22 protein-coding genes are annotated in these 22,356 nt (G+C 71.8%); 6 read left to right on the forward strand and 16 right to left on the reverse strand.

Going from position 1 to position 22,356, the window contains the following annotated elements; genetic code table 11:
* Window positions 1-25: 25 nt before the first annotated feature.
* The 6 genes from AB0B40_RS11040 to AB0B40_RS11065 form a co-directional block, all read right to left on the reverse strand.
* Window positions 26-607 (reverse strand): sugar kinase, encoded by a 582-nt coding sequence (locus AB0B40_RS11040; RefSeq protein WP_345047924.1) that lies wholly within the window; start codon window positions 605-607, stop codon window positions 26-28.
* Window positions 604-1,749, reverse strand: coding sequence for an ROK family glucokinase (locus AB0B40_RS11045; protein WP_345047925.1), 1,146 nt, complete (start codon window positions 1,747-1,749; stop codon window positions 604-606). The genes AB0B40_RS11040 and AB0B40_RS11045 overlap by 4 nt, the downstream gene beginning before the upstream one ends.
* A gap of 141 nt (window positions 1,750-1,890) precedes the next feature.
* A complete protein-coding gene (locus AB0B40_RS11050; RefSeq protein ID WP_345047926.1) occupies window positions 1,891-2,682 on the reverse strand; it encodes an ATP-binding cassette domain-containing protein in 792 nt (263 codons plus the stop codon).
* Entirely contained in the window at window positions 2,679-3,731 is a 1,053-nt protein-coding gene (locus AB0B40_RS11055; RefSeq protein WP_345047928.1) for an ABC transporter permease, read from the reverse strand. Before AB0B40_RS11055 ends, AB0B40_RS11050 begins: the two co-directional genes overlap by 4 nt.
* Window positions 3,728-4,732, reverse strand: coding sequence for a sugar ABC transporter substrate-binding protein (locus AB0B40_RS11060; RefSeq protein ID WP_362263743.1), 1,005 nt, complete (start codon window positions 4,730-4,732; stop codon window positions 3,728-3,730). Before AB0B40_RS11060 ends, AB0B40_RS11055 begins: the two co-directional genes overlap by 4 nt.
* A gap of 199 nt (window positions 4,733-4,931) precedes the next feature.
* Window positions 4,932-5,669 carry a GntR family transcriptional regulator gene (locus AB0B40_RS11065; protein WP_345047957.1) on the reverse strand — a complete coding sequence of 246 codons (738 nt, stop codon included), beginning with the start codon at window positions 5,667-5,669 and terminating at the stop codon, window positions 4,932-4,934.
* A 130-nt stretch (window positions 5,670-5,799) separates the two neighbouring features.
* On the opposite strand from AB0B40_RS11065, the gene AB0B40_RS11070 reads away from it, so the two are divergent.
* Window positions 5,800-6,822, forward strand: a complete 1,023-nt coding sequence (locus tag AB0B40_RS11070; protein ID WP_345047932.1) for a Gfo/Idh/MocA family oxidoreductase — start codon at window positions 5,800-5,802, stop codon at window positions 6,820-6,822.
* Between the two features lie 325 nt (window positions 6,823-7,147).
* Here AB0B40_RS11070 and AB0B40_RS11075 read toward each other — a convergent pair whose 3' ends face one another.
* The 3 genes from AB0B40_RS11075 to AB0B40_RS11085 form a co-directional block, all read right to left on the reverse strand.
* Window positions 7,148-8,332, reverse strand: a complete 1,185-nt coding sequence (locus AB0B40_RS11075) for a cytochrome P450 (RefSeq protein WP_362263744.1) — start codon at window positions 8,330-8,332, stop codon at window positions 7,148-7,150.
* A gap of 71 nt (window positions 8,333-8,403) precedes the next feature.
* On the reverse strand, window positions 8,404-9,081 hold the full coding sequence (locus AB0B40_RS11080) for a response regulator transcription factor (protein WP_345047934.1): 678 nt from the start codon (window positions 9,079-9,081) through the stop codon (window positions 8,404-8,406).
* Window positions 9,082-9,188: 107 nt separating this feature from the next.
* The gene (locus AB0B40_RS11085; RefSeq protein WP_362263745.1) at window positions 9,189-10,451 is read right to left on the reverse strand and encodes a histidine kinase; all 1,263 of its coding nucleotides are present in this window, start codon (window positions 10,449-10,451) and stop codon (window positions 9,189-9,191) included.
* A gap of 308 nt (window positions 10,452-10,759) precedes the next feature.
* On the opposite strand from AB0B40_RS11085, the gene AB0B40_RS11090 reads away from it, so the two are divergent.
* Window positions 10,760-11,146 carry a ribonuclease domain-containing protein gene (locus tag AB0B40_RS11090; RefSeq protein WP_362263746.1) on the forward strand — a complete coding sequence of 129 codons (387 nt, stop codon included), beginning with the start codon at window positions 10,760-10,762 and terminating at the stop codon, window positions 11,144-11,146.
* Window positions 11,147-11,206: 60 nt separating this feature from the next.
* Here AB0B40_RS11090 and AB0B40_RS11095 read toward each other — a convergent pair whose 3' ends face one another.
* From AB0B40_RS11095 to allB, 3 genes are all read right to left on the reverse strand, one after another.
* Window positions 11,207-12,019, reverse strand: coding sequence for an AIM24 family protein (locus tag AB0B40_RS11095; protein WP_362263747.1), 813 nt, complete (start codon window positions 12,017-12,019; stop codon window positions 11,207-11,209).
* 124 nt (window positions 12,020-12,143) lie between these two features.
* Entirely contained in the window at window positions 12,144-13,259 is a 1,116-nt protein-coding gene (gene alc / locus AB0B40_RS11100; RefSeq protein ID WP_345047939.1) for an allantoicase, read from the reverse strand.
* Window positions 13,260-13,342: 83 nt separating this feature from the next.
* Entirely contained in the window at window positions 13,343-14,680 is a 1,338-nt protein-coding gene (gene allB, locus AB0B40_RS11105; protein ID WP_362263748.1) for an allantoinase AllB, read from the reverse strand.
* Between the two features lie 272 nt (window positions 14,681-14,952).
* Here allB and AB0B40_RS11110 point away from each other — a divergent pair, with 272 nt between their 5' ends.
* Window positions 14,953-15,747 carry an IclR family transcriptional regulator gene (locus AB0B40_RS11110; protein ID WP_345047942.1) on the forward strand — a complete coding sequence of 265 codons (795 nt, stop codon included), beginning with the start codon at window positions 14,953-14,955 and terminating at the stop codon, window positions 15,745-15,747.
* 123 nt (window positions 15,748-15,870) lie between these two features.
* Here AB0B40_RS11110 and AB0B40_RS11115 read toward each other — a convergent pair whose 3' ends face one another.
* Entirely contained in the window at window positions 15,871-16,188 is a 318-nt protein-coding gene (locus tag AB0B40_RS11115; protein ID WP_345047944.1) for a DUF5955 family protein, read from the reverse strand.
* A gap of 145 nt (window positions 16,189-16,333) precedes the next feature.
* On the opposite strand from AB0B40_RS11115, the gene AB0B40_RS11120 reads away from it, so the two are divergent.
* The gene (locus tag AB0B40_RS11120; RefSeq protein WP_345047945.1) at window positions 16,334-16,942 is read left to right on the forward strand and encodes a nucleotidyltransferase family protein; all 609 of its coding nucleotides are present in this window, start codon (window positions 16,334-16,336) and stop codon (window positions 16,940-16,942) included.
* A gap of 183 nt (window positions 16,943-17,125) precedes the next feature.
* Window positions 17,126-18,751: a malate synthase A gene (gene aceB / locus AB0B40_RS11125; protein WP_362263749.1), complete on the forward strand. Its 1,626-nt coding sequence runs from the start codon at window positions 17,126-17,128 to the stop codon at window positions 18,749-18,751.
* 6 nt (window positions 18,752-18,757) lie between these two features.
* Here the strand turns inward: aceB and AB0B40_RS11130 are convergent, their stop codons facing one another.
* Window positions 18,758-19,033 carry a SelT/SelW/SelH family protein gene (locus AB0B40_RS11130; RefSeq protein ID WP_362263750.1) on the reverse strand — a complete coding sequence of 92 codons (276 nt, stop codon included), beginning with the start codon at window positions 19,031-19,033 and terminating at the stop codon, window positions 18,758-18,760.
* Window positions 19,030-19,944 carry a HipA family kinase gene (locus AB0B40_RS11135; RefSeq protein WP_345047959.1) on the reverse strand — a complete coding sequence of 305 codons (915 nt, stop codon included), beginning with the start codon at window positions 19,942-19,944 and terminating at the stop codon, window positions 19,030-19,032. Before AB0B40_RS11135 ends, AB0B40_RS11130 begins: the two co-directional genes overlap by 4 nt.
* A gap of 185 nt (window positions 19,945-20,129) precedes the next feature.
* Here AB0B40_RS11135 and AB0B40_RS11140 point away from each other — a divergent pair, with 185 nt between their 5' ends.
* Window positions 20,130-21,386: a cysteine desulfurase gene (locus AB0B40_RS11140; protein WP_345047951.1), complete on the forward strand. Its 1,257-nt coding sequence runs from the start codon at window positions 20,130-20,132 to the stop codon at window positions 21,384-21,386.
* A 39-nt stretch (window positions 21,387-21,425) separates the two neighbouring features.
* Here the strand turns inward: AB0B40_RS11140 and AB0B40_RS11145 are convergent, their stop codons facing one another.
* Complete coding sequence (locus AB0B40_RS11145) at window positions 21,426-22,241, reverse strand: S-methyl-5'-thioadenosine phosphorylase (protein ID WP_345047952.1); 816 nt, start codon at window positions 22,239-22,241, stop codon at window positions 21,426-21,428.
* Window positions 22,242-22,356 lie beyond the last annotated feature (115 nt).

Consider the following 22,356-nt stretch of genomic DNA (forward strand, 5'->3'; position numbering starts at 1 on the left):
GGCTCCGAGGTCCGGCCTGAGCCGGTCAGGGGACCGTGCGGGAGACCACGAACACCGCCGGGTGCTCCGGGTCGGACAGGTTGACGACCACGTCCTGGGTGGGCGCCGGGTTCTTCTGCTCGTGGGTCAGGCCCCACCAGGGGCCCGGCCCGGCGAAGGTCCAGCCGCTGACCTTCCGGTCCCGTTCACCGACCGCGATGTAGTCCTTCCTCAGCTGCTCCCGGCGCAGGCGCATGCCCTGCAGGAAGCTGTCCAGGCCGGCGGGGTTGGTGCGGAACTGGACGTAGAGGCGGCTGGTCTTCCAGTTGTTCGTCTCGTAGTAGGCGATGTCGTCGGCGGGGTGCGGGACGGCCACCTGGTAGAGGCGGCGCTGCACCTTGGACGGCCAGCCGGGGGTGAGGCCGGTGGCGGAGTACTTCGCCTCCTTGTCCTTGCCGCTGTTGCGGCTCTGGTTCGCGGAGATCACCAGGTAGCCGGCCGGGACGCCGATGAGCAGGACGATGATCAGCAGGGTCAGCGCGCGGCGTCTGGCCTTGTGCCGTGGGTCCTCCGGGGGCCGTCCCGGCTCGTCGGGCGGCCCGCCCTGGTGGGGCAGGGACGGCGTCATGCGCTGTCCTGGCCGCGGCGGGCCTGGGCGTACCGCTCGTACCGCTCGTGCCGCTCCACCCGGCGCCGCTTGGCGCGGCGGAACCGGCGGGCGACCAGCCGGGCCAGGTCGGCGGCGCCCACCATGCCCGCCTCGGGGCCGAGCTGGGCGCGGGTGATGCGGGCCTCGGGGCGGTAGCCGCGGCCGGTGAGATGGCGCTTGAAGGCGTCCCGGGCCGGGCCGATGAGCAGGTCGTCGGCGGCACTGACGCCTCCGCCGATGACGAAGCAGGAGGGGTCGAGCGCCGCCGCGAGGTTGGCGATGCCGACCCCGAGCCACTGGCCGATGTCCTGGAGCAGCTCCACGCACATCGCGTCGCCCTCGCGGGCCAGCTCGGTGATCATCGGGCCGGTGATGTCGTCGACGTTGCCCTTGACGTGCTCGATGATCCCGTAGGCCACCGGGGAGTCCGCCACGGCCAGTTCCTTGGCCTCGCGGACGAGCGCGTTGCCGGAGCTGTACTGCTCCCAGCAGCCGCGGTTGCCGCACGGGCAGCGGTGGCCGCCGGGCACGACCTGCATGTGGCCGAACTCGCCGGCGACGCCGAACTTGCCGCGCTTGACCTGGCCGTCCTCCAGGATGGCACCGCCGATGCCGGTGCCCAGGGTGATCATGACGAGGTGGTCCTCGCCGCGGCCGGCACCGAAGCGCCACTCCGCCCAGGCGGCGGTGTTGGCGTCGTTGTCCACCAGCACCGGCACGGACAGCCGGCCGGCGAGGCGGTCGCGCAGCGGTTCGTTGCGCCACGACAGGTGGGGTGCGAACAGGACGCGGTTGCGGTCGGCGTCGACCCAGCCGGCCGCGCCGATGCCGACCGCGTGCACGTCGTGCCGGTCGGACAGGTCCAGGACCAGTTCGACGATGGTGTCCTCGACGACCTTGGGGCTCTTGGACTTGTCCGGGGTCTCCGCGCGGAGCTTCTCCAGGATGTTGCCGTCGGCGTCCACGACGCCCGCCATGACCTTGGTGCCGCCGATGTCGATGCCGACGGTGGGTACGCGGGGGGCAGTCAGGTGTGACCGGCGTTCCCTGGTACCGACCGTGCGCAGGACGGGGGCTCGACGGGAGCCGATGGGGGCCGTGAGGTCGCGGTAGGTGCTCATCGGGCTCGATTGTGCCGCACGCTCACCCCGAGTGCCGCGCGGGGCGGGGGCGGGAGGTGCGCGTCCGGCGACGGGCGCGGGCCGTCGGTGGCCGCCCGCGCCACGCGGCCGGGCCGCACGTCACCGCGGGCCCCGCGCCCCTCAGGTCCGGCGCAGTTCATGGACCAGGGCGTCCAGGTCGGCTCCTCCCGCCATCTGCTTCGTCAGCTCGTCCAGCGTGATCTCGTCCCGTGTGTGGTGGCCCACCATCGTGCCGCGTCGCAGCAGGACGAAGCGGTCGCCCACGAGGTACGCGTGATGCGGATTGTGGGTGATCAAGACAACACCCAGGCCTTCGTCCCGTGCCGCGGCCACATATTTCAGGACCACACCGGACTGCTTCACCCCCAGTGCGGCCGTCGGCTCGTCCAGGATCAGGACCTTGGCGCCGAAGTGGACGGCACGGGCGATCGCCACGCACTGGCGTTCGCCGCCGGAGAGGGTGCCGATGGGCTGGTCGACGTCGCGCAGGTCGATGCCCATGCGCAGCAGCGCCTCGCGGGTGGTGCGCCGCATCAGCCCGGTGTCCAGGCGCTTGAAGGGACCGGTGCCGGTGCGGGGTTCGGAGCCGAGGAAGAAGTTGCGCCAGACCGGCATCAGGGGGACGACGGCCAGGTCCTGGTAGACGGTGGCGATCCCCCGGTCCAGGGCCTCGCGCGGGGAGGCGAGGCGGGTCTCCTCGCCCTCGATGCGCAGGGTGCCGGCGTCGTGCCGGTGCAGGCCCGCGATCGTCTTGATCAGTGTCGACTTGCCGGCGCCGTTGTCGCCGAGGACGCAGGTGATCTCGCCCGCGTGGACCTGGAGGGAGACACCTTCCAGGGCGCGGACGCTGCCGTAGTGCTTGCCGACGCCGGACAGCTCCACCAGGGGCGTACGCGTGACGGTCTCGGTCATTTCGTGGCCTCCGCGCGCTTGCGGACCCAGGCGTTGAGCAGGGTCGCGAGGAGCAGCATCGCTCCGAGGAAGAACTTGAACCAGTCGGGGTTCCACTCGGCGAAGACGATGCCCTTGCTGGTCATGCCGAACAGGAGCGCGCCCACGGCCGAGCCGACCGCGCTGCCGTAGCCGCCGGTGATCAGGCAGCCGCCGATGACGGCCGCGATGATGTAGATCAGCTCGTTGCCGACGCCCTCGCCGGACTGGACGGCGTCGAAGGAGAAGAGCAGGTGCTGGCCGGAGATCCAGGCGCCGAACGCGACGCCCATGTAGAGGCCGATCTTGGTCTTGGCGACCGGGACGCCGACGGCGCGGGCCGCGTCCTCGTTGCCGCCGACGGCGAAGATCCAGTTGCCGGTGCGGGTGCGCAGCAGGATCCAGGAGGCGAGGGCGACCAGGCCGAGCCACCACAGGATGGTGACCTTGACGTCGACGCCGCCGAGGGTGAGCGTCGAGGCGAAGACGGCGTGGGCGCTTTCGAAGCCCTCCATGTCGGCGATGGTCTTGGTGGACACGGTGCCGTCGATCAGCTTGGTGAAGCCGAGGTTCATGCCGGTGAGCATCAGGAACGTGCCGAGCGTCACGATGAAGCTGGGCAGCCTGGTGCGGGTGAGCACGGAGCCGTTGAAGGCGCCGACGGCCAGCGTGGTCAGGAGCGAGACGCCCACGCCGACCCAGGTGTTCGCCGTCATCTGGTAGCTGAACATCGACGAGACCAGCGCGGAGGACGTCACGAGGACACCGGCCGACAGGTCGAACTCGCCGCCGATCATCAGCAGGGCCACCGGTACGGCCATGATGCCGATGGTGGACGAGGCGTACAGGACCGTGCTGAGGCTGGTGGCGCGCAGGAAGCCGTCGGCGGCGAAGGCGAAGAAGGCGAAGACGGCCAGGGCGCCGACGGCCGAGCCCAGTTCCGGACGGGCGAGCAGCTTCCGCAGCGCAGAGGTGTGCAGGATTCTCTCGTCCGCGGTCTCGTCGCCGGTGTGCTCCAGGGTGGCGGTCATCGGGTGCCCCGATCCGCGTACTCCGCCAGCGCGGACGCCTGGTCCTTGGTGATGATCTGGGGGCCGGTCAGCACCGGCTTGCCGCCGCCGAGGACGTCGGCGTTGTACTTGTACAGCCACAGCAGGTCGACGGCCTGGTAGCCCTGGAGGTACGGCTGCTGGTCCACGGCGAAGCCGAGGGTGCCCTCCCTCAGCGCGTCCGCGACCTTGGCGTTGAGGTCGAAGGTGTCGATCTCGGCCTTGCTGCCCGCGTCCGCCTTCGCCTTCACGGCGGTGTCCGCGTAGGGCGCGCCCAGGGTGACGACGGAGTCGATGGACGTGTCGGCCTGGAGCTTGGCCTCGATCGCGGACTGCACGTCGGGCATGTTGGTGCCGTTGACGTAGAGCTTGCGCAGCGTGCCGTGGAAGGTCTTGGCGACGCCGTCGCAGCGCTGCTCGTGGCCGACGTTGCCCTGCTCGTGCAGCACGCACAGGGCCTTCTTCCTGCCGCGCTTGTTCAGCTCGTCGCCGACGGCCTCGCCGGCGATGGTCTCGTCCTGGCCGATGTGGGTGAGCGCACCGAACGCCTTGGACTCCTCCGAGCCCGAGTTGACCGTGATCACCGGGATGCCGGCCTTCTCGGCGCGGGCGACGGCCGCCTTCATGGCGTCCGGCTTGGCGAGGGTGACGATGATGCCGTCGACCTTCTTGTCCACGGCCGCGTCCACCAGCTGCGCCTGCTGCTGGGCCTCGTCGTCGTGCGAGTACAGGAACTTGATGTTGTCCTTCACGGCGGCCTGCCGGGCGCCGCTCTGCACGATGTCCCAGAAGGTGTCCCCGTCTCCCGAGTGGGTGATCATCGCGAACGTCCAGCGCGGGGTGTTCACCGCCGACCTGCCCTGGGCCGCGGCGGCCTTGCGGGCGTCCTCCGCCCGCTTGCCTCCGGTGCTGCTGCATCCCGCCAGGGACACGGAGAGTGCCCCCGCCAGCGCTATGCCTACCCAGGTCCGAAACCGTGCCACGAGGCCATGCCCCTTCTTGCTGTGCTCTTGCTCTGCTCCGACGTGCGTAAGGGGCGGGCGACCTCACCGTCGGCATGTCCCGGCGGCGACCTCACCTGCCCCAAACACCTCAGTATCGAACACAGGGAACGCGCATGACACGGCTGGGGACCGCAGAGCGGTCATGTTGTCCGGACATTGCGACGAGAACCGCGGAGGGTCACGGCCGTACGAGCAGCTGGAACTCGAAGGAGTAGCGGCCCGGACGGTAGGTGTGGTCGCCGAACTCGACCGCGCGGCCGGTGTCGTCGAAGGTGGTGCGCTGCATGGTGAGCAGCGGGGCCCCTTCGGCCTCGGTGAGCCGCTCGGCCTCGGCGGCCGTGGCGCCGCGGGCGCCGATGGACTGGCGGGCGCTGTGCAGAGTGATCCCCGCGGACCGCATCAGCCGGTACAGGCCGGTCGCCTCCAGCTGGTCGGTGTCCAGGTCGAGCAGGCCGGGCGGCAGGTGGTTGATCAGGTAGGCCATCGGTTCGCCGTGCGCCAGGCGGAGCCGCTCGACGCGGTGGACGTCGCCGCCCTCGGCGACACCGAGCGCGGCGGCGACCGCGGCGGACGCCGGGACGACCGTGTTGACGAGCACCTTGGTCGCGGGACGCTGCCCGGCCGCCTCCAGGTCGTCGTAGAGGCTGCTCAGTTCCAGCGGGCGCTTGACCTGGCTGTGCACGACCTGTGTGCCCACGCCCCGGCGCCGGACGAGGAGGCCCTTGTCGACGAGGGACTGGATGGCCTGGCGGACGGTCGGCCGGGACAGACCGAGCCGCGCGGCCAGCTCGATCTCGTTGCCCAGCAGGCTTCCCGGGGTGAGGGTGCCGTGCTCGATGGCGGCCTCCAGCTGCTGGGAGAGCTGGAAGTACAGGGGCACCGGGGAGCTACGGTCCACGCGGAGGTCGAGCGACACGGTCGGGTCCACATCTGGTTTCGGCACGGGCCCGAGCGTAGCCCCGTGCCTGGTTGACGGGAAGTTGTGTAGTCCGGTTGTCCGGACATACGCATTGACAGCGTACGGGGTCCACCCTCACTTTGTTTCCATGCGCATCGGGGTCATCGGTACGGGCCGCATCGGCACCCTTCACGCGAGGACGCTCAGCCGTCACCGCGAGGTCGGCTCCTTGATCCTCACCGACGTGGATCCGGCGCGGGCGCAGGAACTGGCGCACCGGCTGGGCGAGACGGCGGCGCCGGGCGTGGACGAGATCTTCACGTGGGGCGTGGACGCGGTGGTGATCACCACGGCGACCGCGGCCCACGCCGAGCTGATCGGCCGGGCGGCCCGCTCCGGCCTGCCCGTCTTCTGCGAGAAGCCCATCGCGCTGGACCTGCCGGGCACGCTGCACGCGCTCGCCGAGGTGGAGGCGGCCGGGACGGTGCTGCAGATGGGCTTCCAGCGGCGGTTCGACGCGGGCTACGCCGGCGCCCGGGAGGCCGTGGCCACGGGGCGGCTCGGCCGGCTGCACACCGTACGCGCCATGACCTGCGACGAGTCCCCGCCCCCGGCACAGTGGCTGCCGCTGTCCGGCGGCCTGTTCCGGGACACGCTGATCCACGACTTCGACGTGCTGCGCTGGGTGACGGGCCGGGAGGTGACCGACGTCTACGCCACGGGATCGGACCACGGTCCCGCGATGTTCCGCGAGGCCGGTGACGTCGACACGGGCGCGGCGCTGCTCACCCTGGACGACGGCACCCTGGCCACGGCGACGGCGACCCGGCTGAACGGCGCGGGGTACGACGTCCGCATGGAGCTTGCCGGGGAACGGGACACGGTGGTGGTGGGCCTGGACGACCGTACGCCCCTCGCGTCCACCGAACCGACCGGGCCACCGCCCGCGGACAAGCCGTGGACGGGGTTCCTGGAGCGGTTCGGGCCCGCCTACGAGGCCGAGCTGAACGCCTTCGTGGAAGTGGTGCGGGGCGAGCGGCCCAACCCGTGCGACGGCCGTGAGGCGTTGCAGGCGCTGCGCATCGCCGAGGCCTGCGAGATCTCCCGCCGCGACCGGCGTCCGGTGGCCCTGGCGGAGGTCCCGGACCGGGCGGGACCGTCGTACGGCTGACGACCGCGCCCCTGGGCCGACGGCCACCGCAGCCCGGACACCACGTCCGGGCCCGACCGCGCTCACCCACCTGGACCTGGACCCCACGTCCCGGCCCGGCCGCCCCGCACGCCCGGACACCAGGTCCAGGGTCCACAGCCGTCGTGCGCCGTGTCCGGGGCGAACCGGCATCTCACGCCTGAACAGCACACGTAGGCCCCCAGCCGTCGTGCGGCTGGTCGACCGTGTCCCCGTCCGCGACGGCGGCCCGGCGTGTCGGTCCCCGCGCGGTCCGCCGTCCGCCACCGCTCCCGGCGGCGGACGGCGGGCCGGGCGGGTGCGGTCGCTACCACCGCACCGGCAGGCTCCGTACGCCTCTCATCAGCACGCCCGGGAGCCACTCCCCCGGTTCGCCGTCCAGGGCGAGCCCGGGGGCACGCTCCAAGAGGGTGCCGATCGCGATCCTGGCCTCCAGGCGGGCCAGGGGCGCACCCAGGCAGTAGTGGATGCCGTGGCCGAAGGCGAGATGACCGCGGGTGTCGCGGCGGATGTCGAAGCGGTCCGGGTCGGCGTAGCGGGCGCCGTCGCGCTGGGCGGCGGTGAGGCCGATCAGCACGTCGTCGCCCTGCGCGATGTCGGTGCCCGCGATCTCCAGGGGCTCTGCGGCGTACCGGTAGGTGGCGTTCTCCACGGGCCCTTCCCAGCGCAGCGTCTCCTCCACCGCTGCGTCGAGGAGCGTCATGTCGGCGCGCAGCGCGGCCAGTTGATCGGGATGGGTGAGCAGGGCGAGCACGCCGTTGCCGATGAGGTTGACCGTGGTCTCATGGCCCGCGACGAGCAGGAGGAAGGCCATACCCCGCAGTTCGCGCGCGGACAGCCGGTCGCCGTCCTCGTCGGTGGTGCGGATGAGGTCGCTGAGCAGATCGTCCGTGGGGCCGGCGCGGCGCTTGTCCTCGATCAGTCCGGTGAGGTACTCGGCGAGGCGCACGATCGCGGCGTACTCGGTGTCCGCGTCGGTGGGCGCGACCACCTCCGTGGAGATCTCCCGGAACTCCGCGCGGTCCATCTTGGGCACGCCGAGCAGCTCGCAGATGACCGTGATGGGCAGCGGGTAGGCGAGGGAGTCGATCAGGTCGGCGCGGCCGTGCGGCAGCATGCCGTCGAGCAGTCCGCCGGTGATCTGCCGGATCCGCGGGCGCAGCTGTTCGACCCGCCGCATGGTGAACGCGCGCGCGACGAGGCCGCGCAGGCGCGTGTGCTGCGGCGGGTCGGCGACGAGCAGGTACTTGCCGATCAGCTGCTCGTCCATGGGTACGCCGCCGGCCTTGGCGATGTCCTTGGCCAGTCGGTGGTCGGCGAGGGCGGCCCGGGCCTCGGCGTACCCCACGACGAGCCAGGTCTCCCATTCACCTCCCGGTGTGGCGAGCCGGACCCGGTGGACGGGGCCCTGATCGCGCAGGCGCGCGTAGACCGGGTGCGGGTCCCGGCGGAGTAAGTCGGCCGATTCGGTCAGGTCGATCACTCGTTGCATGTCCTCCCCTTACGAGCTTCCCCGAGGCCGCGGCCGTCGGCCGGTACCCGGACAACGCGTACGGCGTGCGGTCAGTGCCCGTCGTCCTCCAGCAGCCCCGCGTCGTAGGCGAGCAGCGCGATCTGGACCCGGTTGTCGAGACCGAGCTTGGCGAGGATGCGCGACACGTGGGCTTTGACGGTGGCCACACTGATGAACAGTTCGGCGGCGATCCCGGCGTTGGCGAGACCGCGGCCGACGGCGACGGCGACCTCGCGTTCGCGGTCGTTGAGGACGGCGAGGCGCTCGCGCGCGCGGGCCTGCCGGGCGTCGGCGGTGGTACCGGCCGCGTGCCGCATGAGCTGACGGGTCACGGCGGGCGACAGGACCGGGTCGCCGGCGGCGACCCGGCGCACGGCGTCGACGATCTCGGCGGGCGGGGTGTCCTTCAGCACGAAGCCGGCGGCGCCGGCACGCAGGGCGTGCAGCACCTGTTCGTCGGCGTGGAACGTGGTGAGCACCACGACCTGCGGGGCGTCCGGCCGCGCGCGCAGCCGGCGCGTCGCGGTGATGCCGTCCACCGACGGCATCCGGATGTCCATCAGGACGACGTCGGGCCTGGTCCGCCGGACGAGTTCGTCGGCCTCCGCGCCGTCGGCGGCCTCCCCGACGACCTCGATGTCCTCGGCCCCGCCGATCATCAGCGCCAGACCGGCGCGTACCAGGGGGTCGTCGTCCACGAGGAGGAGTCTGATCGGCGTCGCAGTCATGGGGTCACGTAATCACGGTCGGGGAGCGGGGTGCGGGGCGCCGGGGAAAACGGCCAGGAGCTGCCCTGCGCCCGTACGCGCGGGAGTGTGCGTACGGACGAGAGCCCTCAGGGCCGCGGCCACGGCAGCCGCCCCCGCACCTCGAAGCCCCCGTCGGGGCACGCGCCGTGTTCCAGGTGTCCCCCCGTCAGCGTGGCCCGTTCCGTGAGGCCGATCAGGCCCTGGCCGGAGCCGGGGACGGGCGGGACCTCGGCGGGCGGCGCGGGGTTGGTGACGGTGACCGTCAGACCGTCGCCGGGGGCGCCGGTGAGGCGGACCGTGACCTCGGTGCCGGGAGCGTGCTTGCGGGCGTTGGTCAGGGCCTCCTGGGCGATGCGGTAGGCGGTGCGGCCGACGGAGGCGGGGACGGCGGCCGGGTCGGCGACGCGGTGGTCGAGGGTGACCTTCATGCCGGCCGCGCGGCACTCGGCGACGAGCGCGTCCAGCGCGGCCAGTGTCGGCTGGGGGCGTCCGCCGGACGACTCGTCGGACTCGCCGGCCCGCAGGACGCCGATGATCTCCCGCAGATCCTGCAGGGCCTCGTGGGAGCTCTCCCGGATCACCCCGGCGGCCCGCGCGATCTCCTCGCGGGACGCGTCCGGCCGGAACTCCAGGGCGCCCGCGTGCACGCTGAGCAGGGTGAGCCGGTGCGCGAGCACGTCGTGCATCTCGCGGGCGATGGCCTCGCGGGCCAGTCGCTGCGCCTGCTCGGCCCGCAGCCGCGCCTCGGTCTCGGCCCGGTGCGCGCGGTCCCTGAGGCTCAGCATCAGCATCCGCTTGGAGCGGACGAACATGCCCCAGCCGGTGATCGAGACGGTGAACAGCGTGGTGAAGAGGACGACCACGAGGTAGGGCAGGTCGGGATCGGGGCGCCACCAGTAGAAGAGCGGGACCAGCGCGAGATCGACGCCGCCGATCCAGGCCACGTACCGGAAGGGCCGGTGCACGGCGAGGGTGAACAGGGCGACCATCGCCGCGCCGCCCGAGCTGTCGGACAGCAGGCCGACCGGGACCAGCGCGGCGGCGAGCCCGGCCGGCCACCGGCGGCGCAGCCAGACCGCCCCGCAGGACAGGGCGCCCAGCGTCTGGTCGAGGACGACGAGGGAGTGCGGCAGGCCGGGTTTCTCGGGCAGGGACTGTGCCGCCGCCAGGCCGATGCCGACGGCCAGGAGGAAGCAGGAGATGTCGACGACCCAGTCGCGCGCCGTGCGCCGGGGGCGCCGGTCGAAGGCGCCGGAGTCCGGATCCAGTTCGTGCACCAGCGCAGACGGGAACAGCCACCGGCGGCCCGCGAACTGTATCGGCGCCCGCGCCTGCTCGTCATCGCTCACGGTCGCCAAATCTACGCACGAACCGCGCCCCGCCGCCGCCTTGCGGCCCGGATCGCCGACCAACCGCCCGGAGCCACCGACCAAAGTCGCGGCGCCGCCGACTTCCGGCGCCGCGCGCCGGCGTGGGCGCAGCCTTTCGGCGACGCGCGCCCGCCCGGCGGCCCGTTCGGCCGAGGCGGCCCGTTCTGTGAGGGCCGCGTGGCGATGGCGGGGCTTCGGTGAACGGCCGGAAAACACCTCGGACGTACCGGGAAACCCTGCATGTTTGACATTGACATGCCATCGTCTACGCGCGTCACGATGAGGCCATGAGAATCCCCCACAGCATCACCCGCATCGGCGCGGCAGCCGCCGTCCTGTCCGCCCTCCTCGTCGGCGGCACCGTCTCCGCGACCACGGCGAACGCCGCGGTCGGCAGCATCTGCCAGAGCGCCCTCCCCTCGCAGGCGTACGACACGCTCGACCTGATCGACCAGGGCGGCCCCTTCCCGTACTCGCAGGACGGCAGCGTCTTCCAGAACCGCGAAGGCGTCCTCCCCCGTCAGTCCTCGGGCTACTACCACGAGTACACGGTGATCACCCCGGGTTCCAGCACGCGCGGAGCACGGCGCATCGTGACCGGCCAGAAGTACGAGGAGGACTACTACACCTCCGACCACTACGTCACGTTCAGGCCGATCGACTTCGGCTGCTGAGCTCGGAGCGGGGTCCGCTGTCAGCACCTCGGACCCCGCCCCGGCCGGCGATTCGCCGGTTCAGCCGGCGTGTGTCGAGAACAGTCCGCCCGTCGGGCCCTGCTTGTCGCCGCCCTGGGCCTTCTTCAGGGCGTTGGCCAGGCCCTCGATGGTGAGGGACTGCAGGATCACCCGGCCGTTGCCCTCCAGGGTGGCCAGGGACAGGCCCTCGCCGCCGAAGACGGCGTTCATGATCCCCTGGCGGTTGAGGCCGCCGACGCGCTGGACGCCGTACTGGATGCCCTCCTCGAAGGCGACCACACAGCCGGTGTCGACCTCGATACGGCCGCCGAAGTCCGCCGGGTTCAGATCGATGAAGTTGCCCGCGCCGGCGATGATCACCGTGCCGTGCCCGGTGAACTTCTCCAGGATGAAGCCCTCGCCGCCGCTCATGCCGGTCCGGCCGCCCGCGAAGGCGATACCGAAGTCGACGGTCGACTCGGCGGCCACGAAGGCGTCCTTCTCGGCGAACCACGCGCGCGTGCCGTCGAGCTCCAGGGCCCGCATCTCGCCGGGGAGCACTCCGGCGAAGCCGACCGTGCCCTCGCCGCCCTGTGCGGTGAAGTACTGGAACGCCAGGGACTCACCGGCGAGCATGCGCTGGCCGACCTGCATGGCGGTGCCCATGGCCTGGCGCAGCAGGCCGCCCATGCCGCCGCCCGGGCCGCTCTGCTGCCCGCCGCTGTTCGACGGGCCGGACAGCCGCGTCTCCATGGTCACGTTCGCCGTCTTGAACAGGAACTTCCCGGCCTCGCAGTACACGGTCTGGCCGGGGTGCAGGTTGACGACCGCCATCTGCATGGCGGTGCCGACGATCTCTTGCTGAAGGGTCACGTGGGAGACAACGCAGAAGGTGGAGGGAAGAGTTCCGGAGCGGCGCGACGGAGTTCACGACGGGTGACGCGTGGGGCGCCCCGGTGCTGTCCGGCCGGGGCGCCCCCGCGCGCGTGGGCGAGGATCAGCCGCCCAGCTCCTGGTGACGGGCGGCGAGACCGCCCGCGCCCTGCTCGGTCAGGGAGCCGAACAGACGCAGGCGCGAGATGCCGCCGTCGGGGAAGATGTCGACCCGCGCGTGCGTGCCGACCGCCGGGGCGGCCAGGACGAAGCGGTGGTTGGTGTCGGGCTGCAGGCGGGTGCGCGGGAGGACCTCGGTCCACTCGCCGCCCTCGCCGTCCCGCACGGAGACCGACGCCCAGCCGGCGCTGTTGCCCTTGAGGTAGGCCGTGTCGATCTCGATCGCACGGATCCGGGACTGGGCGACGAGCCGGTAGCGGATCCAGTCGTTGCCCTGGTCGCGACGGCGCCGGGTCTCCCAGCCGTCGTCCATCTTGCGGGAGCGGCCCGGCTGGATGGTGTTGGTGGCCGGGGAGTAGAAGAGGTTGGAGGCGTCCTCGACCTGGCCGCCGTTCTCCAGGGCGACCACGTCGAAGGTGCCGAGGACCGCCAGCCACTCGGGGTCCGGGACGACCTCGCCGTACACGCGCAGGCGGGCGACGCCCCCGTCGGGGTGCTGGTTGATCCGCAGGTGGGTGAAGCGCTGCTCGGCCGAGACGGCGAAGCCGTTCGCCGCGTGCCCGCCGACCGGGGTGCGCGGGACCAGGGTCGTCCACTTCACGTCGTCGCCCAGCAGTTCCTCCGGGGACGGCGAGCCGGGTACGCAGGCGCCCTCGACGGAGACCGCCTGCGGGTAGTTGCCGCGGAAGTGGGCGGTGTCGACGACGATCCCGCGGATCACTCCGGGCGCGCCGAGGCGGACCAGCGCCCAGTCGTGGTCCTCGGCGGTCGGCCACGGGTGCTCGGCGGAGGCGCCGCGCCGGCGGCGGGTCTCCCAGCCGTCCATGATCTTGCCCTTGTGGCCGAAGTGCTCGGGGTCGAACTCGGCCCGTTCGGGCACCAGCAGGTTCTCCCGCTGGGCGAAGAACTCGTCGTTGGCGGCGATGACACCCGCGCCGAGCTGCCGGTCGGCGAGGTTGGCGTACTGGGTGAAGGGGAAGTCGGCGGTGCGGTAGTCCGCGTACGGGTCGCCGCCTCCGTAGGGGTTCGCGTCGCCGGTGAAGGTGGGTATCGCCGTCACGGTGATCAGGGGGTCCTTTCTGGAGTCGGCGGGTGCGGGATGGGGTCCACCGCCCGGGGCGAAGCCGCGGGCAGGGGGGTGGCTCACTGGGGGCGGCTGAGCAGCGTGCCCTTCGGGTCGGTGAACTCGCCGTCGGCGACGATGCGTTCGCCGCGCAGCCAGGTGGACTTGACCACGCCGTACAGGGTCTTGCCGGCGTAGGCGGTGACGCGGTTGCGGTGCTGGAGGCCGGCGGGGTCGACGGTGAAGGTCTCGTCGGGGGCGAGGACGGCGAAGTCGGCGTCGCGGCCGGCCTCGATGGCGCCCTTCTGCCCGAGACCGGCGAGGGCCGCGGTCTGTGCGGACATCCAGCGGACCACGTCCTCCAGGCCGTGGCCGCGCCTGCGGGCTTCCGTCCACACGGCGGACAGGCTGAGCTGCAGGCCGGATATGCCGCCCCACGCGGTGGCGAAGTCGTCGGTCTTCAGGTCGGCCGTGGAGGGCGAGTGGTCGGTGACGACACAGTCGATGGTGCCGTCGGCCAGCGCCTCCCACAGCAGGTCCTGGTTGGCGGCCTCGCGGATGGGCGGGCAGCACTTGAACTCGCTGGCGCCGTCCGGGACCTCCTCCGCGGTGAGGGTGAGGTAGTGCGGACAGGTCTCCACGGTGACGCGGACGCCCTCGGCGCGGGCCGCGCGGATCAGCGGCAGGGCGTCGCCGGAGGACAGGTGCAGCACGTGCACGCGGGCGCCCAGCCGCCGGGCCTGCGCGATGAGCGCCGCGATGGCCGTGTCCTCGGCGTCGCGCGGCCGGGAGGCGAGGAAGTCGGCGTACTTCGGGCCGCCCTGCTGCGGGGCCGCGGCCAGGTGGTGCGCGTCCTCGGCGTGCACGATGAGCAGTCCGTCGAACCCGGCGATCTCCGCCAGGGACCGGGCCAGCTGGTCCTGGTCCAGGTGGGGGAACTCCTCCACGCCGGACGGCGACAGGAAGGACTTGAAGCCGAAGACGCCGGCGTCGTGCAGCGGGCGCAGGTCCTTGACGTTGTCGGGCAGGGCGCCGCCCCAGAAGCCGACGTCGACGTGCGCCTTGTCCCGGGCCACGTCCTGCTTGGTCCGCAGGTTCTCGACCGTGGTGGTCGGCGGCAGGGAGTTGAGCGGCATGTCGATCAGGGTGGTGATGCCGCCGGCCGCCGCCGCGCGGGTGGCGGTCCAGAAGCCCTCCCACTCGGTGCGGCCCGGGTCGTTCACGTGCACGTGGGTGTCGACCAGGCCGGGCAGCAGGACGTGGTCGCCGACATCCTCCAGCCGGGCCCCGGCCGGGACCTCGGCGTCGTACGGCAGGACCGCCGTGATCTTCCCGGCGGCCACGGTGACCGTGGCGGCCCGGGTCCCTTCCGGAGTGATCACGCGCGTCGAGCGCAGCACCAGTTCAGCGTCGGACACCCGAACCCCTCTCTGCTCCACCGTTTTACGTCCAGGAAACGGGATTTACACCCACGTAACGGATTTCAACGTTCTGTTGAAGGAGTCTTCACTCCCACTTCTCCGTCGTCAAGGGGCACACTTCCGGACGGGACGCCAGAGCGGCACCTCTAGACGTTTCCACAAAGCGGAATTAGAATTCCGTCAAGCAGAACGTAGCTACGTACAAGCAGGGAGTCAACCGACCGCCGGGTAGGCTTCTGCCCTCTCGCCTGTCCCGAAAGGAACGCGCCGTGCCGACGTCCAGCGCCAGCACCACCGACTCCGCCAAGCCCTCCGCCGCCGGCGGGGTGCAGTCCCTGGAGCGCGCCTTCGACCTGCTCGAGCGGATGGCGGACGCGGGCGGCGAGGTGGGCCTGAGTGAACTGTCCGCGACCAGCGGGCTGCCGCTGCCGACCATCCACCGGCTGATGCGCACCCTGGTCGCCTGCGGTTACGTGCGCCAGCAGGCCAACCGGCGCTACGCGCTCGGGCCCCGGCTGATCCGGCTCGGCGAGTCCGCCTCCCGGCTGCTCGGCACCTGGGCGCGGCCGTACCTGGCCCGGCTGGTGGAGGAGACCGGCGAGACCGCGAACATGGCGCTGCTGGACGGCGACGAGATCGTCTACGTGGCCCAGGTGCCCTCGAAGCACTCGATGCGGATGTTCACGGAAGTGGGACGGCGGGTGCTTCCGCACTCGACCGGCGTGGGCAAGGCGCTGCTCGCCGGGGTACCGGACGCGGAGGTGCGGGCACTGCTCTCCCGCACCGGGATGCCGGCGGCCACGGAGAAGACGATCACCACGCCCGAGGGGTTCCTCGCGGCCCTGGACGACGTACGGCGGCTGGGGTACGCCGTGGACGACAACGAGCAGGAGATCGGGGTGCGCTGTCTCGCGGTGTCCGTCCCGGACAGCCCGACGGCGGCCGCGATCTCGATCTCCGGACCGGCCGGCCGGGTGACGGAAGCTGCGACCGAGAAGATCGTGCCCATGCTCCAGCACGTCGCCGTGGAACTGTCCCAGGCACTGGCGAGCTCGGGCGCCTAGGGCCCGTCCGACAATTCCCGTCGCCGCCCGGAGGGCGGCCTCGCGGCGTCAGGTGCGTGCTCTCGGCACGCCGCCGGCCCCGTGGTGGCCGCGCCGTGCCGCCCCGTACTCCCGGACGGGCGCTCAGCCCCGCAGCGGCGGCTGCCCGAACAGTTCCACCGCCTCCCGCACGCCTCGCAGGCCACGCGCCAGCGCGCTGACCGAGCCGATCGCGCCCGCGACCAGCAGCAGAGAGCTGCGCAGACGCGGGATCTCCGGAAGGCCGCCGGCGGCCATCGCGGCCATCGCCGCCAGTTCGTCCTCGGCTATCGCCCGGTCGGGGAAGTCCGCCGGTAACGCGGCGAGTTCGCGGCGCAGCCGGGACACCGCGGTCCGCAGTTCCGCCACCCTCGGATCCTCGTCGCTGCCGGTCACCGGCCTCTGCCCCAAGCTCCGCAACACGGCCCTCCCCCCTGACACTCCGTTGTGCGCGGGCCAGTAAACGCCACCGCGTGCGGGAGCGCCACAGTGCGGACCGAAATTCAGCCCAACGGAATCGGCGCCGGGAAAACCGGCCGGTTCCGCCGCCGTCGGGTATGCAGGACCCATGACGGACAACCAGGATCCTCAGAGGGATGTCGCGGGGCTGCTGCTCGCCGCCGGCGGCGGCAGAAGGCTCGGCGGACGCCCCAAGGCACTGCTGCCGCACCGGGGGCGCCCCCTGGTCGAGCACGCGGTCGCGGTGCTGCGGGCCGCGGGGTGCGGGCGGCTGCACGTGGTACTGGGAGCCGGTTCGGACGAGGTGCGAAGCCGTGCGGACCTGGCCGGCTGTGTGCTGGTGGACAACCCGGACTGGGCCCAGGGCATGGGCTCCTCGCTGCGCGCGGGGCTTGCCTCGCTCGCGGGTACGGGGGCACGCGCGGCCCTGGTCGCCCTGGTCGACCAGCCCGGCATCGGACCGGCCGCGGTGGCCCGGGTGCTCGGCGCTTACGAGGACGAGAAATCGCTGGTCTCCGCCGCCTACGACGGGCTGCGCGGGCACCCCGTGCTGTTCGGCGCCGCGCACTGGGCGGGCATCGAGGAGACGGCCGTCGGGGACCGCGGGGCGCGCGCCTACCTCACGGCGCACGAGGCGGAGATCCGGCTCGTGGAGTGCGGGGACGTCGCCGAGCCGTACGACATCGACACCGAGGCCGACCTGAGCCACCTGGAGTGAACGGGGTGGCACCGAGCGCCACCTTGCCTCGACCCAGAGAATCTCGACATCAACAGACCTTGAAGTTCCACGATGAGGAAACTACTATCCACTGTTCAGAAGCGCCTGACCGCACAGCGGGCGCCGACTGTCCTATTCGTTCCACTTGGCACCCGGTGCCACCGCTGAAGGAAGTGACAGCTCATGTCCGCACCAGCGCCGTCCCCGCTGGCCATCGTCGACGCCGAGCCCCTGCCCCGGCAGGAAGAGGTCCTCACGGACGCGGCGCTCGCCTTCGTGGCGGAGCTGCACCGGCGGTTCACCCCGCGCCGTGACGAACTCCTGGCCCGCCGGGCCGAGCGCCGCGCCGAGATCGCCCGCACCTCCACGCTCGACTTCCTCCCCGAGACGGCCGCGATCCGCGCGGACGACTCCTGGAAGGTCGCCCCGGCCCCGGCCGCGCTGAACGACCGGCGCGTCGAGATCACCGGTCCCACCGACCGCAAGATGACCATCAACGCGCTCAACTCGGGTGCCAGGGTCTGGCTCGCCGACTTCGAGGACGCCTCCGCGCCCACCTGGGAGAACGTCGTCCTCGGCCAGGTCAACCTGATCGACGCCTATACCCGCAACATCGACTTCACCGACGAGCGCACCGGCAAGTCGTACGCCCTGCGGCCGGACGAGGAGCTGGCGACCGTCGTCATGCGCCCGCGCGGCTGGCACCTGGACGAGCGTCATCTGGCCGACGCCGACGGCAAGCCGGTGCCGGGTGCCCTGGTCGACTTCGGCCTGTACTTCTTCCACAACGCCCAGCGGCTGCTGGACCTCGGCAAGGGCCCGTACTTCTACCTGCCCAAGACCGAGTCGCACCTCGAAGCGCGGCTGTGGAACGACGTGTTCGTCTTCGCGCAGGACTACGTCGGCATCCCGCAGGGCACCGTCCGCGCCACCGTGCTGATCGAGACCATCACGGCCGCGTACGAGATGGAGGAGATCCTCTACGAACTCCGCGACCACGCCTCGGGCCTGAACGCCGGCCGCTGGGACTACCTGTTCTCCATCGTGAAGAACTTCCGTGACGGCGGCGCCAAGTTCGTCCTGCCGGACCGCAACGCGGTCACCATGACGGCCCCGTTCATGCGGGCGTACACCGAACTCCTCGTCCGCACCTGCCACAAGCGCGGCGCGCACGCCATCGGCGGCATGGCGGCCTTCATCCCGTCCCGCCGGGACGCCGAGGTCAACAAGGTCGCCTTCGAGAAGGTCCGCGCCGACAAGGACCGTGAGGCGAGCGACGGTTTCGACGGCTCCTGGGTCGCCCACCCCGACCTCGTGCCGATCGCCATGGAGTCCTTCGACAAGGTCCTCGGGGACCGGCCGAACCAGAAGGACCGGCTGCGCGAGGACGTCCACGTCGAGGCCGCCGAGCTGATCGCCGTCGATTCGCTGGACGCCAGGCCGACGTACAACGGTCTGGTCAACGCCGTCCAGGTGGGCATCCGCTACATCGAGGCATGGCTGCGCGGGCTCGGCGCGGTCGCCATCTTCAACCTGATGGAGGACGCGGCCACCGCCGAGATCTCCCGCTCGCAGATCTGGCAGTGGATCAACGCCGGCGTCGAGTTCGAGAACGGCGAAAGGGCCACGCCGGAGCTGGCCCGCAAGGTCGCCGCCGAGGAACTGGACGCCATCCGCAAGGAACTCGGCGAGGAGTCCTTCGCGGCCGGCCACTGGCAGGAGGCGCACGACCTGCTGCTGCGGGTCTCGCTGGACGAGGACTACGCCGACTTCCTCACCCTGCCGGCCTACCGACAGCTCAAGGGCTGACCCGCCTCACGCCTGACGTTCCGAGTGGCCCAGGGTTCTGCCCGGGGCCACTCGGCCGCGTACCAGGCGCTTGACCGCCGTGGGCTCCGGGAAGCCCTGTTCGCGGCGGTCCCAGACGACCTCGCCGTTCACCCGGACCACGAAGACGCCTCCGGTGCCGGGCTTGAGCGACAGCTCGGCCAGCTCGGTCTCGAAGGTGGTGAGCAGCTCCTGCGCCAGCCAGGCCGCGCGGGGCAGCCAGCGGCACTGGGTGCAGTACTCGATCTGTACGCGATGGGTCATCCGAGGTGCACCGACCAATCCTGTTCCGCCGCCGGCTTGCCGTGCAGGTCGGGGACCCGCTTCAGCCAGTCCGGGCGGCCCGCTTGTGTCTTCGCCGTACGGGCGGCCTCCTCGGCCGCCATCTCCTCGCGGCTCGGGAAGTCGGTGGGCAGCCACTCGGCCGAGAGGCGGACCCGGTCCAGCAGGTAACCGACGTAGGCGTCGCGGACGTCGTCGGGCGTGGCGAACCCGGCCTCCTCGGCGAGCCAGGCGTCCGGCACCCGGGCGGCGATCGAACGCAGCAGCTCCCGCGTCACCCGGGGTGCCAGTTCGGCGTCGGCGGCGCGCACGTCGGGGCCGTAGTGGCCGAGGGCGTGGTGCCGGAAGTCGTACCTGCGGCCGGGGTCCGTGGTGTCCCAGCGGTGGTGGAAGACCAGGGCGGCACCGTGGTCGATGAGCCACAGCCGCGCGGGCGCGGTGCCGAGCGTGGGCCAGACCATCAGGTTGGAGCTGTGGACCGTACGGTCGACGTTGACGGTGAGCGCGTCCAGCCAGACGATCCGGCCGGCCTCCAGCGGGTCCACCGGGAAGGTCCTGGCGATCTCCGGGGTGAAGTCCCGGGCGCCCGGCAGAAAGTCCATGCCGAGATTGACGCCCGCGCTGGCACTGTGCAGCTCGCGCACCTCCTGGTGCGGTTCCGCGGCGGCGATGGCGGGGTCGAAGCGGACGAGGACGAGTTCCGGGAAACGCAGGCCGAGCGCGCGGGCCAGCTCGCCGACGATGATCTCGGCGACCAGCGCCTTGTGGCCCTGCGCCGAACCGGTGAACTTCACGACGTACGTGCCGAGGTCGTCGGCCTCGACGATGCCGGGTACGGAACCGCCGGACCGCAGGGGGGCGACGTAGCGGGTGGCGGTGATCTCTCTGAGCATCTTCAAAGGTCCCAACGCTGATTCGCCTGCTTCCGGCGTCCGGTATGAACTGAGCATAGTAACCAAGCGTGACGACCGGCGTCGATCACCGCCGTGATGGCGGCATGACCCGGCCCGACGACACCCCTTCCTAACAGCGAAATGATGTAGATTCCGTTAGGTAAACGGAGGAAGGGCGATAGGACGTGAGCGTGTCAGCGGGTGAGACGAGCCTCGGGCTCGACGTGCGGCGAATCAGGGCGGACTTTCCCATTCTCGGCCGGGTGCTGCGCGGCGGCGCCCCGCTGGTCTACCTGGACTCCGCGGCCACTTCCCAGAAACCGGTCCAGGTACTGGACGCCGAGCGCGACTTCTACCTTCAGTACAACGCCGCCGTGCACCGGGGCGCCCACCAGCTCGCCGAGGAAGCCACCGAGATCTACGAGGCGGCGCGGGCCACCGTGGCCGGGTTCATCGGGGCCGAGCCCGACGAGGTGGTGTTCGTCAAGAACGCCACGGAGGGCATCAACCTCGTGGCCTACGCGCTGGGCACCGCCGGCACCGTCGCGGCCGGGAAGCGGATCGTGGTCAGCGAGATGGAGCACCACGCCAACCTGGTGCCGTGGCAGGAACTCGCCCGGCGGACCGGGGCGACGCTCGACTGGTTCCCGTTGACCGACGAGGGCAGGCTGGACCTGACGTCGATCGACGACCTGATCACCGAGGACACCGCCATCGTGGCGCTGACGCACCAGTCCAACGTCCTGGGCACGGTCAACCCGGTCGAGCTGATCGCCGAGCGGGCCAGGCGGGTCGGCGCGCTCGTCCTTCTGGACGCGGCCCAGTCGGTGCCGCACCGCCCCGTCGACGTGACGGCCCTCGGCGCCGACTTCCTGGTCTTCTCCGGGCACAAGATGCTCGCCCCCGGCGGCGTCGGTGTCCTGTGGGGCCGGCGCCGCCTGCTCGCGCAGATGCCGCCGTTCCTGACCGGCGGCTCCATGATCGAGGTCGTCACCATGGAGCGGTCCACGTATCTGCCGCCACCGCAGCGCTTCGAGGCCGGGGTGCCCATGACGGCGCAGGCGGTCGGTCTGGCCGCGGCCGTGGACTACCTCACGGCACTGGGGATGGAGGAGGTCAAGCGGCACGAGGACGAACTCACCGAGCAGGCGCTGGCGCTCCTGTCCGGCATCCCCGGCGTGTCCGTCATCGGGCCGCGGACCGTGGCGGACCGCGGCGCCACCGTCGCCTTCGCCGTGGAGGGGATCCACGCCCACGACGTCGGGCAGGTGCTCGACGAACTCGGGGTGGCCGTCCGCGTCGGCCACCACTGTGCCCGCCCCCTCAACCAGCGTTTCGGCGTCCCGGCGACGACCCGGGCGAGCTTCTACGTCTACAACACACCCGAGGAGGTGGAGGCGTTGGCCCGGGGCGTGCGGGAGGCGCAGAAGTACTTCGGCTGACGGTTGCGTCCTCCCGGCGCGGGGCGCGGGCCGGCCGGCTCACGGCAGCTCGAAGGGGAGATCCATTCCGGCGAGGGAACCGGGGCACGGGCACATCCGCTGCTCCGGCAGCCGCCGGAGCGTCTCCAGGACGATCTCCCGCATGCGGGCCGAGTTACGCGCGAACACCTCGAAGACGGCGTCCTGTTGCACGCCCTCACCGACGTCCAGTCCCGCGTCGTAGTCGGTGACCAGAGCGACCGACGTGTAGCAGAGGGCGAGTTCCCGGGCCAGGACGGCCTCCGGGTGGCCGGTCATGTTGACCAGCGACCAGCCGGCCGCCGCGTACCACTGGGACTCGGCGCGGGTGGAGAACCGGGGTCCCTCGACGACCACCATGGTGCCGCCGTCGTGCGCGTCCGCTCCGACGGCCGCCGCGCCCTTGAGGACGGCGCCCCGTCCGTCGGGGCAGTACGGGTCCGCGAAGGGCACATGCAGCGCTCCCTGTTCGAAGAAGGTCTGGGTCCGCCCGCTGGTGCGGTCCACGAGCTGATCCGGTACGACGACGGCACCGGGGCCGTGGTCGCGGCTCAGCGACCCCACCGCGCAGGGGGCGAGCACCTGACGCACTCCCAGGGAGCGCAGGGCCCAGAGATTGGCCCGGTAGTTGATACGGTGCGGCGGGTGGGCGTGGGTGCGCCCGTGCCGGGGCAGGAACGCCACCCGGCGCCCGGCCACCGTGCCCACCGCGATGGTGTCGGACGGCGCCCCGTAGGGCGTGTCGACGGTGAGTTCCTCGGCTTCTTCGAGCAGTTGGTAGAAGCCGCTGCCGCCGATGACGCCAAGGGTCGGCGCGGTCTGGGTCGTTTCGGTCATGGGGATGTCCTTCGGCGAGTACGGCACGGTGGCCGAGGCTGGTGCGGGGTCAGGCTCCGGCGGCGGCGCGCAGGGCGTCCACGCGGTCGGTGCGCTCCCAGGTGAAGTCGGGCAG

It is taken from the genome of Streptomyces sp. NPDC042638, from assembly GCF_040647235.1.
Taxonomy (GTDB): domain Bacteria; phylum Actinomycetota; class Actinomycetes; order Streptomycetales; family Streptomycetaceae; genus Streptomyces; species Streptomyces rameus.

Coding starts and splice junctions, on each gene's coding strand:
- AB0B40_RS11090 (WP_362263746.1), top strand. CDS start 10,760: ATGAGAATCCCCCACAGCATCACCCGCATCGGCGCGGCAGCCGCCGTC.
- AB0B40_RS11145 (WP_345047952.1), bottom strand. CDS start 22,241: ATGACCGAAACGACCCAGACCGCGCCGACCCTTGGCGTCATCGGCGGC.
- AB0B40_RS11070 (WP_345047932.1), top strand. CDS start 5,800: ATGCGCATCGGGGTCATCGGTACGGGCCGCATCGGCACCCTTCACGCG.
- AB0B40_RS11135 (WP_345047959.1), bottom strand. CDS start 19,944: ATGCTCAGAGAGATCACCGCCACCCGCTACGTCGCCCCCCTGCGGTCC.
- AB0B40_RS11040 (WP_345047924.1), bottom strand. CDS start 607: ATGACGCCGTCCCTGCCCCACCAGGGCGGGCCGCCCGACGAGCCGGGA.
- AB0B40_RS11050 (WP_345047926.1), bottom strand. CDS start 2,682: ATGACCGAGACCGTCACGCGTACGCCCCTGGTGGAGCTGTCCGGCGTC.
- AB0B40_RS11080 (WP_345047934.1), bottom strand. CDS start 9,081: ATGACTGCGACGCCGATCAGACTCCTCCTCGTGGACGACGACCCCCTG.
- AB0B40_RS11045 (WP_345047925.1), bottom strand. CDS start 1,749: ATGAGCACCTACCGCGACCTCACGGCCCCCATCGGCTCCCGTCGAGCC.
- AB0B40_RS11075 (WP_362263744.1), bottom strand. CDS start 8,332: ATGCAACGAGTGATCGACCTGACCGAATCGGCCGACTTACTCCGCCGG.
- AB0B40_RS11120 (WP_345047945.1), top strand. CDS start 16,334: ATGACGGACAACCAGGATCCTCAGAGGGATGTCGCGGGGCTGCTGCTC.
- aceB (WP_362263749.1), top strand. CDS start 17,126: ATGTCCGCACCAGCGCCGTCCCCGCTGGCCATCGTCGACGCCGAGCCC.
- AB0B40_RS11130 (WP_362263750.1), bottom strand. CDS start 19,033: ATGACCCATCGCGTACAGATCGAGTACTGCACCCAGTGCCGCTGGCTG.
- AB0B40_RS11055 (WP_345047928.1), bottom strand. CDS start 3,731: ATGACCGCCACCCTGGAGCACACCGGCGACGAGACCGCGGACGAGAGA.